The sequence below is a fragment of the Microbacterium invictum genome (genome assembly GCF_034421375.1).
In the GTDB taxonomy this organism is placed as follows: domain Bacteria; phylum Actinomycetota; class Actinomycetes; order Actinomycetales; family Microbacteriaceae; genus Microbacterium; species Microbacterium invictum_A.
On sequence record NZ_CP139779.1, the window covers coordinates 1 to 12,762 of the forward strand.

The window sequence follows — 12,762 nt, forward strand, 5'->3', positions numbered from 1 at the left end:
ATGGCCGAGCAGGACGCACCAGATGTACCGTTCTGGCCTGCCGTCATGGAGATCCTGGCGTCGGATGAGCGCGTCACCCCGCAGCTTCACGGCTTCCTGAACCTCGCGGTGCCGCAGGGCGTCATCGGCGGGACGCTATATCTCGACGTCCCCAACGACCTCACCGCCGCACAGGTCAACAAGCGCATGCGCGCTCCTCTGCTCGAAGCCCTGTCACGGGTCGACGTGGAGGGAAACCCCGCGGCCAGTGCCTTCCGCGTGGTCGTGAACCCCGACCTCGTCGACGCTCCGATGTCGGCCCCGTCCGTCCAGGGCGCCCCGGCGGAGACCAACGGCACCGCACCGGCGGTCACCGCGCCGCTCACGCCGATCCGCTCGCCCCGCGAAGAGCCGGTCGAGCCGGCATCCGGATCCCGCACCGACACCCGGCTGAACCCGAAGTACACCTTCGACAACTTCGTCATCGGGCAGTCCAACCGCTTCGCCCATGCTGCGGCGGTCGCGGTGGCCGAGGCTCCCGCGAAGGCCTACAACCCGCTGTTCATCTACGGCGACTCCGGGCTCGGCAAGACGCATCTGCTGCACGCTATCGGCGACTACGCCATCAGCCTCTACGCCGGTATCAAGGTGCGGTACGTCTCCAGCGAAGAGTTCACGAACGACTTCATCAACTCCATCGCCAACAACCGCGGCTCGGCGTTCCAAGCCAGGTATCGCGATGTCGACATCCTCCTCATCGACGACATCCAGTTCCTGCAGGGGCGTGCCGAGACGCAGGAGGCCTTCTTCCACACGTTCAACACGCTGCACGATCACGACAAACAGGTCGTCATCACCAGCGACGTGCCTCCGAAGCATCTCACCGGCTTCGAAGACCGCATGCGCAGCCGGTTCGAGTGGGGCCTGATCACCGATGTGCAGGCCCCCGACCTCGAGACGCGCATCGCGATCCTGCGCAAGAAGGCGCAGTCCGAGCGCCTGCACATCCCCGACGAGGTGCTGGAGTACATCGCCACCGTCGTCTCCAGCAACATCCGCGAACTCGAGGGCGCCCTCATCCGGGTCTCGGCCTTCGCCAGCCTCAACCGGTCGAGCCTCGACATGTCGCTGGCCCAGACAGTGCTCCGTGACATCGTCGATCAGGACGACGCGAACATCATCTCGCCGACCGACATCATCACGGCCACGGCACAATACTTCAAGCTCACCGTGGACGACCTCTACGGCTCGAGCAGATCGCAGGCCGTCGCGACCGCGAGGCAGATCGCGATGTACCTGTGTCGCGAGCGCACGAATCTGTCGCTCCCGAAGATCGGCCAGCTCTTCGGCAACCGCGATCACACGACCGTGATGTACGCGTACAAGAAGATCAGCGACCTGATGAAGGAGCGTCGCTCGATCTACAACCAGGTGACCGAGATCACCACGCAGCTCGGTCGCGGCGGGCGCTGACCCGATCGATCCTCGCTGCCGCATGCAACGCGGTGCCGCATGCCCGTGTATGCCGAAATCCGTGCTTGACACGACCCCCTGGGCGACGCCATTATCCGTTTCCTCACAGTGTGGAAAACTTGTGGATAACTCCCCGGCCCTGCGGAATCACTGTGCACGCACCGTGCGCACCTGTGGACAACTGTGGATGACTCAGGGTCGGCGCTCGATCTGTGCACGTCGCCGTCCGCAGCCGATCCACATCTCACACGCGTGTAGTTCCGGTGTGCGCCATGGCATCCACGGAGTTGTCCACAGTTTCCACAGCTGTTAACAAGATGACAGAAATCCTTCTCTAGAAAGCTCATCCGATCACCTCCACAGGCTCGGTCGGTGGAGCGTTCGGGTCCGGATGCCGCCGGATGCGGGCACTAGCATGGGCCAGGCCGACTACTAGCATGAGAAGGCCCAACCCGCCGTCAAGGGAGCGCCCGTGAGGTTCCACGTCAATCGCGATGTGTTCAGCGAAGCCGTCTCGTTCGTGGTGAAGCTTCTTCCGCAGCGCAATCCGCAGCCGATCCTGGCGGGTGTCCTGATCGAAGCGAGTGACGCCGGTCTGTCGCTCTCGGCCTTCGACTACGAAGCCTCGGCGCGGACGACGATCGACGCGACCGTCGACGAGCCGGGCACGATCCTCGTGCACGGTCGTCTGCTGTCCGAGATCGCCAGCCGTCTGCCGAACGCCCCGATCCAGATCGCCGTCGAGGATGACGGCGGAATCCTGCTCACCTGCGGTTCGGCGCGGTTCACGCTTTCGTCCATGCCGGTGCAGGAGTACCCCGCGATCCCCGAGGTCTCGGGCGAATCGGGCCTCGTGCCCGCCGAGGACTTCGCGACCGCCATCGCGCAGGTCGCCTTCGCCGCGTCGCGCGACGACGTCACCCCGGTGCTCACCGGCGTGCAGCTCGAGGTCACCGGCACCCGGTTGAGCCTGGTCGCGACCGACCGGTACCGCGTCGCGCTGCGTGAGATCCCGTGGGACGGCGGCTCCGCAGCATCCGACGACGCCACCACCGCCCTCGTCCCCGCCCGCACGCTCACCGAGGTCGGCAAGACCTTCGCGCACGGTGGCGACATCTCGATCGCCTTCTCGGGAGCCGGAGACCGCGAGATCATCGCCTTCACCGCCGGGAACAAGACGGTGACCTCGCTCCTGATCAAGGGGAACTTCCCGCCCGTTCGGCGGCTCTTCCCCGAGCAGACCGAGCACCACGCGGTCGTGAACACCGCTGAACTGGCCGAAGCGGTCCGTCGTGTCTCGCTCGTCCTCGACCGCTCCGCCCCGCTGCGGTTCACCTTCACCTCCGAGGGTGTGGCCATGGACGCCTCCGGTACCGAACAGGCCCGGGCGACCGAGTCGGTGGACGCCACGCTCGTCGGGGATGATGTGACGCTGGGCCTGAACCCGCAGTATCTGCTCGAGTCGCTCGGCGCGGTGCGCAGCGAGTTCACGCGCATCACGTTCACCTCGAGCGAGAACGCCAACAAGCTGAGCCCCGTGCTCATCACGCCGCAGACCTCGGTCGACAAGGGCGGCGCCGAGTCGTTCAAGTACCTGCTGCAGCCGAACCTGCTGCTGCGCTGAGCGACTGCCGGCCCGGGGGTCGAGGTCGGAGCGTCGAACTAGGCTGTCACGGTGATCGTCGAGCACCTGAGTCTGGTCGACTTCCGCAACTACGCGGCCGTCGACCTGGCTCTGCGCCCGGGTCCGAACGTCTTCGTCGGCAAGAACGGGCAGGGCAAGACCAATCTCGTCGAGGCGATCGCGTTCTTCGCCACGCTGGGGTCGCACCGGGTCTCCAGCGATGCGCCCATGGTGCGCGACGGAGCCGAACACGCGATCGTCCGCGCACGGCTCGCGCACGGCGAGCGTCGTGTGCAACTGGAGGCGCAGGTGAACCGGCGCGGATCCAACAAGGCCCGCGTCAACGGCACCCCCGTGCGCACCGCTGAACTTCCGCGCTACGCGCAGGTGGTGCTCTTCGCTCCCGAAGACCTCCAGATCGTCCGCGGCGATCCGTCTGCCCGTCGCCGTTTCGCCGATCAGCTGCTGGTGCAGCGCGCGCCGCGCATGGCCGGGGTGCTGGCCGACTACGACCGCGTGCTCAAGCAGCGCACCGCGCTGCTGAAGTCGGCGCGCGCCCGGGGTCTGAAGGCCGAGGCACTGTCCACCCTCGATGTCTGGGACGACAAGCTCGTCACTCTGGGTACGGAGATCATCCGGGCGCGCACAGCCCTCGCCATCGACCTCACCCCACCGGTCGCGGCGGCCTACCGGGCGATCGCGGGGGAAGACCACCGTCCCGAGCTCGAGTGGGCGCTGTCGTTCTCCCGCGATGCCGACGGCGATGCCGAGTCCGATGAGGACGATGAGGCGGCGCCGCGAGCGGCGGAGACGGATGCCGCGGCCGCGGTCATGCCCACCGCGGCCGACGTGGTCGCGCAGTTCCGCGCCGCGCTCGCCGCGCGGCGCTCTGCTGAGCTCGACCGGGGCATCACCCTGGTGGGACCGCATCGTGACGACCTGGTCCTGCGCGTGCGCGGGCTGCCGGTGAAGGGGTACGCGTCGCACGGCGAATCCTGGTCCGTCGCGTTGTCGTTGCGCCTCGCATCCGCCGAGCTGCTGCGCGCCGACTCGCAGCTCGGCGACCCGATCGTCATCCTCGACGACGTCTTCGCCGAACTCGACAGCGGGCGCCGCGGGCGCCTGGCCGAGCTCACGGTCGGTTTCGAACAGGTGATCGTGACGGCCGCGGTGGACGCCGACGTGCCCGGCGCGCTGCGCGCGCACACTCTCCGCGTGGAGGCGGGGGCGATCGTCGATCCCGAGGACTCTTCGCCGGTGGGTGCCGGCCGTGGTCACGGCGAGGGCATCGACGGGGGCGCTCATGGCTGAGCGCGGCGAACCCGACACCTCAGGGGGCACCGGGTCGGCGGCCGAGGCGCTGCCCGAGACGATCGCGACCTACCTGCGGCTGCGCGGGCTCGACCCCTCCCCTCGTGCGCTGCGACGTCGTCGCCGCACCCGCGACGTCGACGAGGCGCATCAGCCCTTCGCACCGGGCCGCGATCCCAAGGGAGTCGCGGACGTGCTCGCCGATCTCACGAAGCAGGCAGGGTGGGAGCCTCAGCTCGCCCGAGAGGACGTGGTGCGCACCTGGAACGAGGTGGCCGGCGAGAACACCGCGCAGCACACCCGCCCGGTCGCCTTCGACCGCGGCATCCTCACCGTCCAAGCCGACTCGACGGCGTGGGCCAAACAGCTGCAGTTGATGCGCGCGCACATCCTGTCGGAGATCGTTCGGCGCTATCCCGAGGCAGGGGTCGAATCCATCCGTTTCATCGGGCCGGACGTCCCCTCCTGGAAATGGGGTCCGAGAGCCATTCCAGGGCGCGGTCCGCGCGATACCTACGGCTGAGCCACGTCAGATCCTGTCCGAGCGCATTTCATGCCGCCACAGCGGCGTAGAGGCGTGAAACGAGCCATCCGCTTGATAGACTGTGAAGGTTCGTGAACCGATGTGGAGCGCTGGAATTCTATGACGTCTGTGACCCCTGAAAGCGTTCCCGGAAGCACCGAGCCGCGCAACGCGGACAATCGGGTGGAGGGCGACTACGGAGCCGACGACATCCAGGTGCTCGAGGGCCTCGAAGCGGTCCGCAAACGCCCCGGGATGTACATCGGCTCGACCGGCGAGCGCGGCCTGCATCACCTCGTCTACGAGATCGTCGACAACGCGGTCGACGAGGCGCTCGCAGGCTACTGCGACGCCATCGAGGTCACGATCCTCGAAGACGGCGGCATTCGCGTGATCGACAACGGCCGTGGCATCCCGGTCGACATGCACCGCACGGAGGGGAAATCCACCGTCGAGGTCGTGCTCACCGTGCTTCACGCGGGCGGCAAGTTCGGCGGCGGCGGGTACGCCGTCTCGGGCGGCCTGCACGGCGTCGGCTCGTCGGTGGTGAACGCCCTGTCGTCCCGGCTCGATGTCGAGGTACGGCGACAGGGACACGTCTGGCGGCAGTCGTATCGAAACGGCGGCGTCCCCCAGGCGCCGCTGTCGAAGGATGAGCCGAGCGACCAGACCGGCACGACGGTCACCTTCTGGCCCGACGCCGGCATCTTCGAGAACGTCGACTTCGATTACGAGACGCTGCGCACCCGCTTCCAGCAGATGGCGTTCCTCAACAAGGGGCTGCGCATCACCCTCAGCGACGAGCGCGAGAGCGCGGTGTCGGTCGAGGCCGACGAGACCGGCGAGGAGAAGCCTCACCATCCGCGCAACAGCTTCTTGTACGAGCGCGGGCTCGTCGACTACGTCGAGTACCTCAACAAGGTGCGCCGCGCCGAGATCGTCAACGACGAGGTGATCGCGTTCGAGTCCGAGGACACCGATCGCAAGATCGCCCTCGAGATGGCGATGCAGTGGACGACGAGCTACACCGAGAACGTCTTCACCTTCGCCAACACGATCAACACCCACGAGGGCGGCACGCACGAGGAAGGGTTCCGGGCGGCGCTGACCGCCCTCGTGAACCGGTATGCCCGAGCGAACAACCTCCTGAAGGAGAAGGACGAGAACCTCTCGGGCGAGGATGTCCGCGAGGGACTGACCGCCGTCATCTCGGTCAAGCTCTCGGAGCCGCAGTTCGAGGGTCAGACCAAGACGAAGCTCGGCAACACCGAGGCCAAGGCCTTCGTGCAGAAGGTCGTCGGCGATCGCCTCGGCGATTGGTTCGACCGCAACCCGGTGCAGGCGAAGAACATCATCCGCAAGGCCATCGATGCCGCGACCGCGCGTCTGGCTGCGCGGAAGGCCCGCGAGACCGCGCGTCGCAAGAGCGTCTTCGAGTCGGCGGCGATGCCCGACAAGCTCAAGGACTGCACGAGCAAAGACCCGTCGATCAGCGAGATCTTCCTCGTCGAGGGTGACTCCGCCGGCGGATCGGCAGTGCAGGGGCGCGACCCGCGCACCCAGGCGATCCTCGCCCTGCGAGGCAAGATCCTCAACGTCGAGCGTGCGCGGCTGGATCGCGCCCTCGGCAACAAAGAGGTGCAGGCGATGATCCAGGCCTTCGGCACGGGCATCGGCGAAGACTTCGACATCACGAAGGCGCGCTATCACAAGATCGTGCTGATGGCCGATGCCGACGTCGACGGACAGCACATCACGACGCTTCTGCTCACCCTGCTCTTCCGGTACATGCGAGGCCTGATCGAAGCGGGATACGTCTACCTCGCGCAGCCTCCCCTGTTCCGCCTGAAGTGGTCCAACGCCGATCACGAGTACGCGTTCAGCGATCGCGAGCGCGACGCGATGCTCGTCGAGGGCCAGGCCCGCGGCAACCGGCTGCCGAAGGCCAACGACGGCGGCATCCAGCGGTACAAGGGTCTCGGTGAGATGAACGACCACGAGCTGTGGGAGACGACCATGAACCCCGAGACGCGGATCCTCCGTCAGGTGACCATCGACGACGCCGCGGCGGCCGACGAGATCTTCTCGGTGCTCATGGGCGAAGACGTCGAGTCGCGGCGGGGATTCATCCAGCGAAACGCCAAAGACGTGCGTTTCCTCGATATCTGACGACTCGATCACGGCGCGTCACGTCTCGGTACGACGAGACGGAACGAAGAAAGTAGAGACAACTGATGGCTGACGACGAGCGTCCCGACGCGAACGCCGGACACAACCACGGCCGCATCGACCAGGTCGACCTGCAGCTGGAGATGCAGCGCAGTTACCTCGACTACGCGATGAGCGTCATCGTCGGGCGTGCCCTGCCCCGGGTCGAAGACGGACTGAAGCCGGTGCACCGTCGGGTGATCTACGGCATGTACGACGGCGGCTATCGCCCCGACAAGGCGTTCTCGAAGTGCACCCGCGTCGTCGGCGAGGTCATGGGTCAGTTCCACCCCCACGGTGACGCCCCGATCTACGACACCCTCGTCCGCCTGGTGCAGCCCTGGGCGCTGCGCTACCCGCTCGCTCTCGGGCAGGGGAACTTCGGCTCTCCCGGCAACCAGGGAGCGGCTGCTCCCCGGTACACCGAGACGAAGATGGCCCCCCTCGCGCTGGAGATGGTGCGCGACATCGAAGAGGACACCGTCGACTTCGAGCCGAACTACGACGGCCGCACGCAGGAGCCCGTCGTCCTGCCGGCTCGGTTCCCGAACCTGCTCGTCAACGGGTCCGTCGGCATCGCGGTGGGTATGGCCACCAACATCCCGCCCCACAATCTCCGCGAAGTGTCCGCCGGTGCGCTGTGGGCGCTGGAGCACCCGGATGCCACACGGGAGGAGCTGCTCGAGGCGCTCATGGAGCGCATCCCCGGCCCCGACTTCCCCACGGCGGCGCAGATCCTCGGCACCCGCGGGATCAAAGAGGCCTACCGCACCGGTCGCGGCTCGATCACCATGCGCGCGGTGGTCAACGTCGAAGAGATCCAGGGCCGCACGTGCCTGGTGATCACCGAACTGCCGTACCAGGTGAACCCCGACAACGTCGCGGTGAAGATCGGCGACCTCGCGCGCGAGGGGAAGATCACCGGTATCGCCGACATCCGTGATGAGACCTCGGGTCGGACCGGCCAGCGCCTGGTCATCGTGCTCAAGCGGGACGCGGTCGCGAAGGTCGTGCTGAACAACCTGTACAAGCACACCCAGCTGCAGGAGAACTTCGGCGCCAACATGCTGGCGATCGTCGACGGCGTGCCGCGGACGCTCTCCCTCGACCAGTTCATCTCCTACTGGATCACCCACCAGGTCGACGTCATCGTCCGCCGCACGCGCTTCCGGCTGCGCAAGGCCGAGGAGCGGATGCACATCCTGCGTGGCTACCTGAAGGCGCTCGATGCGCTGGATGACGTCATCGCGTTGATCCGCCGCTCGCCGACCGTCGACGACGCCCGCGAAGGACTGAAGACCCTCCTCGACATCGACGACATCCAGGCCGACGCCATCCTCGCGATGCAGCTGCGCCGCCTCGCGGCGCTCGAGCGCCAGAAGATCATCGACGAGGCGCGCGAGATCGAGACCCAGATCGCCGAGTTCAACGCGATCCTCGCCGACCCGGCGCGTCAGCGCCAGATCATCCGCGACGAGCTCACCGCCATCGTGGACAAGTTCGGCGACGATCGCCGCACCGAGATCCTGCCCGGGTTCGACGGCGACATGTCGGTCGAAGACCTCATCCCCGAGGAGGAGATGGTCGTCACCGTCACCCGCGACGGATACATCAAGCGCACCCGCAGCGACAATTACCGCTCCCAGCACCGGGGCGGCAAGGGCGTGAAGGGCGCGCAGCTGCGCGCCGACGACGTGGTCGAGCACTTCTTCGTCACCACCACCCACCACTGGCTGCTGTTCTTCACCACCAAGGGCCGGGTCTATCGGGCGAAGGCCTACGAAGTGCCCGAAGCCGGCCGCGATGCCAAGGGCCAGCACGTGGCGAACCTGCTGGCGCTGCAGCCCGGTGAGGAGATCGCGCAGATCCTCGACATCCGCGACTACACCGTCGCCACCCACCTCGTGCTCGCAACGCGCAGCGGTCTGGTCAAGAAGACCCGACTCACCGAGTACGACACCAACCGTCAGGGCGGGGTCATCGCCATCAAGCTGCGCGGCGCCGACGAGGAGAACGGCGACGAGCTCGTCAGTGCACTGCTGGTGAACGACGGCGACGACCTCCTCCTCATCAGCAGGCACGGGATGTCGCTGCGCTTCACCGCCACCGACGAGGCCCTGCGCCCGATGGGACGCGCCACCGAAGGTGTGAAGGGCATGTCGTTCCGCGGAGACGACTCGCTGCTGTCGGCCTCGGTCGTCTCCGACGACGGATTCGTCTTCGTCGTCACCGAAGGCGGCTACGCAAAGCGCACCTCGGTGGACCAGTACCGCAGCCAGAGTCGCGGGGGCCTCGGCATCAAGGTCGCACGGCTGACCGAGGATCGCGGCGTGCTCGCGGGCGGTCTCATCGCCTCGGCGGACGACGAGGTCCTGGTGGTTCTTGCCAGCGGCAAGGTGGTACGCTCTGCGGTGGCCGAGGTGCCTGCCAAGGGACGCGACACGATGGGTGTCGTCTTCGCCCGTGCCGGCGACGATGATCGGATCATCGCGATCGCCAGGAACTCCGAGCGCAATCTCACAGAGAACGGCGAGGCACCCGAGGCAGACTCGAGTCTGGCGGCCGATCCAGATCTCCCGGCCGGTACGGTGCCGCAGGAGGCGGATGCACCCGACACCCCCGAGACGCCCGAAGGAAGTACTGACGCATGAGCACGGTAGCCGACAAGCTCGCCCGTAAATCCAGCAGCAAGACCAGCGCCAAGCAGGTGCGGCTGCGGCTGGTGTACGTCGACTTCTGGTCGGCGGTCAAGCTCTCGTTCCTCGCGGCGGTCGCCGTGGCGATCGTCACGGTCGTCTCGCTGGTGATGATCTACCTCGTGGTGTCGACCACGGGACTGATCGCCGAGGTCGACGAGCTGCTGGCGAGCTTCACCGACGGCGGCTTCGTGCTGGCGCAGTTCCTGGGGCTTCCGCAGGTGCTGGCGTTCGCCGCGGTGGTGGGCATCCTGAATCTCGTCGTGGTCACGGTGCTCGGTGCTGTCATGGCGGGCATCTACAACCTCGCGGTGAAGGTGACCGGCGGCCTGCTGGTCGGCTTCACCTCCAACTGACCGATTCGAGAAAACCGGTCGCGTCCGGTAATCTCTTGGAGGTTGGCGACGTGAGTCGCCGCCACAATCGGGGCTATAGCTCAGGCGGTTAGAGCGCTTCACTGATAATGAAGAGGTCCCAGGTTCAAGTCCTGGTAGCCCCACCATCCCAGCCCCGGGGCCTTAGCTCAGTTGGTAGAGCGCCTGCTTTGCAAGCAGGATGTCAGGAGTTCGAATCTCCTAGGCTCCACAACGCGTGAAGGGCCGGCCCGAAGGGTCGGCCCTTCATGCGTTATTCGGGCTGAGTGATTCGAGGAGGAGCCGAGCGAAGCGAGGCGACGGAATCTCCTAGGCTCCACCTACCATCATCCCGAGGCCAGACGGGCTTCTCCCCGCTCCGGGGAGCTACTCCCCGGAGCGCCTGGACGCCACTGTGTGTGCCGGGTCTGTGCTACTTTCCTTTGCCCTGAGGCCGCGAAGAGAAGCGCAGACCGGTGCCGAGACGACGGGAACTTCAGGACGCCGCGGACGGCATCACCGGGCACTTCGTGTTCGACTCTGCCGCCAACCCCGACTGGCCACTGGCCTACGTCGCGTTCGCGGTGCGCGCCGGGCACGGGACGACCTTCTCCTTCGACATGCTCGATGGAACCGTACAGCCCGCGGCGCCTGAGGTCGCCGATCTCGCGCGTTATCTCCGCGAAGATCTCACGCGTCATCTCCCCGCGCGTCGAAGCGACCCAGAATGGGTGGCGGCCGCCACCCTGTTGCTCACAGCGCAGGCCGATATTCAAGGCGCGCGCGTTCCGGTGCGCTGTCAGGTGGCGATCCGTGATGATCGCGGTGTCGTTCACACGTCGACGCGACGCGGAGCGATGACCATTCCTCAGTGGGGGCTCGGCAGGAGGCTGACGCAATGGGTGGGACAGAGCTTCACGACGTCCCGCGGGTCTCGGAAAGACGGCGGGGAACGGTTTCCGGTGCTTTAGGGTCGTCGTGTGGACCTGCGCGTCGCCGCGTACGCGGTCGTCGTCGACGACGCGGATCGCCTCCTCCTCGCACACTGGAGCGAGGGGCGGCGCGCAGCCTGGACACTGCCGGGTGGCGGTCTGGAGCCTGGCGAGGATCCCGCGTCGGCCGCGCGTCGAGAGGTGCGGGAAGAGACCGGGTATGACGTCGAGCTCGATGAGCTGCTCGGCATCAACTCCCGCGTCATCCCGGGCAACCGCCGCATCACACCCGGTGCCACCGAGCCGCTGCACACCCTGCAGATCGTCTTTCGCGCACACGTCACGGCCGGCCGGCTCCGTCACGAGATCGGCGGCAGCACCGACAGAGCGGGATGGTTCCCCCTTGACGGTGTGGCCGGCCTCCAGCATGTGCGGCTGGTCGACGTCGCCCTCGGTATGGCGGGTTACGTCCGCCACGACCCGGCCGCCGCGGGCGCGTCGGACTAGCGTTCCTCCGCGGGTTGCGAGATGTCGGCGACGGTCGCCCCGTAGGCGGCGATGAGCGCATCGGCCTCCACGAACAGGCTGTACCCGTGCGCGCCCGCACCCATGGCGATCCGCTCCCCGACGATGCGCTCGTCGGCGTAGATCGGCCAGTCGGTGGAACTGCCGATGGGCACGATCGTCCCCCGCTCGTAGCCGGTCGCCGCCAGCGCGGCATCCGGATCGGGGAGCTTCAGACGATTGACGCCGACCACGGCGCGCAGCTTCGGCCACGAGATCGCGCGGTCACCCGGAACCAGGGCGAACAGATATGAGTCATCCGCCCTCTTGACCACGAGAGTTTTCACGATCCCTGCCGGAGGGATGCCGAGAAGCTCGGCCGCCTCGGGCAGGCTCCGCGCTGCGGGGCGTTCACGGAACTCGACAGAGAGGCCGCGCGCCTGCGCGGCCTCTCTCACGTGTTCCAATCCTGAGCTCAAGCGTCGGGGGCGCGCAGCGGGTCGTCGGCCACCCACAGCTCGTCGTCGGCCCGCAGAGTCTGCCACGCGGCGTAGAGCACACCGGCTGCAGCGGCGACACCGAGGATGATCGCGATGACCCCGCCGGCACCCATGCCCTGCTTCTTCGGCTCGAGCGCCGAGAACTTCTTCGACAGCGCCTTGGTGGCATCCTTGCCGTACTTCTCGGCCTTCTTGGCGTACGTCTTCGAGTCGGGAAGCGACAGACCCTTGCCCTTGGCGAGCTTCTCGCGGGTGTCGTTGGCCGCATCCCACACCGACATCGCCGAACCGACCACGGCACCCGTGGCGGGAAGGACGCGGTGCGTCAGCACGTCGCGCGAGACGTCGACGCCCTTGCTGATGTAGGGCTGGGCGTACTTGCCGTACGTCGCCTGCACCTGCGGACCGAGGTCTTCGCGACCGTACTTGCCGAGCTGACGACCGGCCTCACGGGCGACATTGGCCGCCTGGCCCACGAGCACCTGCTGCGACTCCCACAGATTGTTGGCTTCGCGCTGAAGCTTGCGGAGTTCCTTCTTGCGCTTACGGCTGAGGCTCACGGGGCCCTCCCTTTGGACAGGCGTGATCGGACGTTTCGTCCATCTTGCCAGACTGCCCCCTGACCGCCAGGGCTTGCACGGGACTCTGAAAGAATGTAC

General features: G+C 67.0%; 11 protein-coding genes and 2 tRNA genes. 11 read left to right on the plus strand and 2 right to left on the minus strand.

All coding sequences use genetic code 11. The features are described from left to right. From dnaA to T9R20_RS00055, 11 genes are all read left to right on the plus strand, one after another. On the plus strand, nt 1–1,452 hold the full coding sequence (gene dnaA / locus T9R20_RS00005; RefSeq protein WP_322410525.1) for a chromosomal replication initiator protein DnaA: 1,452 nt from the start codon (nt 1–3) through the stop codon (nt 1,450–1,452). A gap of 472 nt (nt 1,453–1,924) precedes the next feature. Further along, entirely contained in the window at nt 1,925–3,076 is a 1,152-nt protein-coding gene (dnaN, locus tag T9R20_RS00010) for a DNA polymerase III subunit beta (protein ID WP_322410526.1), read from the plus strand. Between the two features lie 51 nt (nt 3,077–3,127). Further along, on the plus strand, nt 3,128–4,387 hold the full coding sequence (gene recF, locus T9R20_RS00015; RefSeq protein ID WP_322410527.1) for a DNA replication/repair protein RecF: 1,260 nt from the start codon (nt 3,128–3,130) through the stop codon (nt 4,385–4,387). Beyond that, nucleotides 4,380–4,910 (plus strand): DUF721 domain-containing protein, encoded by a 531-nt coding sequence (locus T9R20_RS00020; protein WP_322410528.1) that lies wholly within the window; start codon nt 4,380–4,382, stop codon nt 4,908–4,910. Before recF ends, T9R20_RS00020 begins: the two co-directional genes overlap by 8 nt. 120 nt (nt 4,911–5,030) lie before the next feature. After that, on the plus strand, nt 5,031–7,079 hold the full coding sequence (gene gyrB / locus T9R20_RS00025; RefSeq protein ID WP_322410529.1) for a DNA topoisomerase (ATP-hydrolyzing) subunit B: 2,049 nt from the start codon (nt 5,031–5,033) through the stop codon (nt 7,077–7,079). A 65-nt stretch (nt 7,080–7,144) separates the two neighbouring features. After that, on the plus strand, nt 7,145–9,769 hold the full coding sequence (gene gyrA / locus T9R20_RS00030) for a DNA gyrase subunit A (protein WP_322410530.1): 2,625 nt from the start codon (nt 7,145–7,147) through the stop codon (nt 9,767–9,769). After that, nucleotides 9,766–10,170, plus strand: a complete 405-nt coding sequence (locus T9R20_RS00035) for a DUF3566 domain-containing protein (RefSeq protein WP_124292011.1) — start codon at nt 9,766–9,768, stop codon at nt 10,168–10,170. Before gyrA ends, T9R20_RS00035 begins: the two co-directional genes overlap by 4 nt. A 69-nt stretch (nt 10,171–10,239) precedes the next feature. Further along, nucleotides 10,240–10,316 (plus strand) — tRNA-Ile (locus T9R20_RS00040). 10 nt (nt 10,317–10,326) lie between these two features. Continuing rightward, nucleotides 10,327–10,399 (plus strand) — tRNA-Ala (locus tag T9R20_RS00045). 244 nt (nt 10,400–10,643) lie between these two features. Further along, nucleotides 10,644–11,138: a hypothetical protein gene (locus T9R20_RS00050; RefSeq protein ID WP_322410531.1), complete on the plus strand. Its 495-nt coding sequence runs from the start codon at nt 10,644–10,646 to the stop codon at nt 11,136–11,138. Between the two features lie 9 nt (nt 11,139–11,147). Next, nucleotides 11,148–11,606 (plus strand): NUDIX hydrolase, encoded by a 459-nt coding sequence (locus T9R20_RS00055; protein WP_322410532.1) that lies wholly within the window; start codon nt 11,148–11,150, stop codon nt 11,604–11,606. Here the strand turns inward: T9R20_RS00055 and T9R20_RS00060 are convergent. Together T9R20_RS00060 and T9R20_RS00065 are read right to left on the minus strand one after the other, a co-directional pair. Next, nucleotides 11,603–12,061 carry an aminoacyl-tRNA deacylase gene (locus tag T9R20_RS00060; protein WP_416182920.1) on the minus strand — a complete coding sequence of 153 codons (459 nt, stop codon included), beginning with the start codon at nt 12,059–12,061 and terminating at the stop codon, nt 11,603–11,605. The genes T9R20_RS00055 and T9R20_RS00060 overlap by 4 nt on opposite strands. Before the next feature lie 17 nt (nt 12,062–12,078). Next, nucleotides 12,079–12,663, minus strand: coding sequence for a DNA helicase (locus tag T9R20_RS00065; RefSeq protein ID WP_322410534.1), 585 nt, complete (start codon nt 12,661–12,663; stop codon nt 12,079–12,081). Nucleotides 12,664–12,762: the final 99 nt, after the last annotated feature.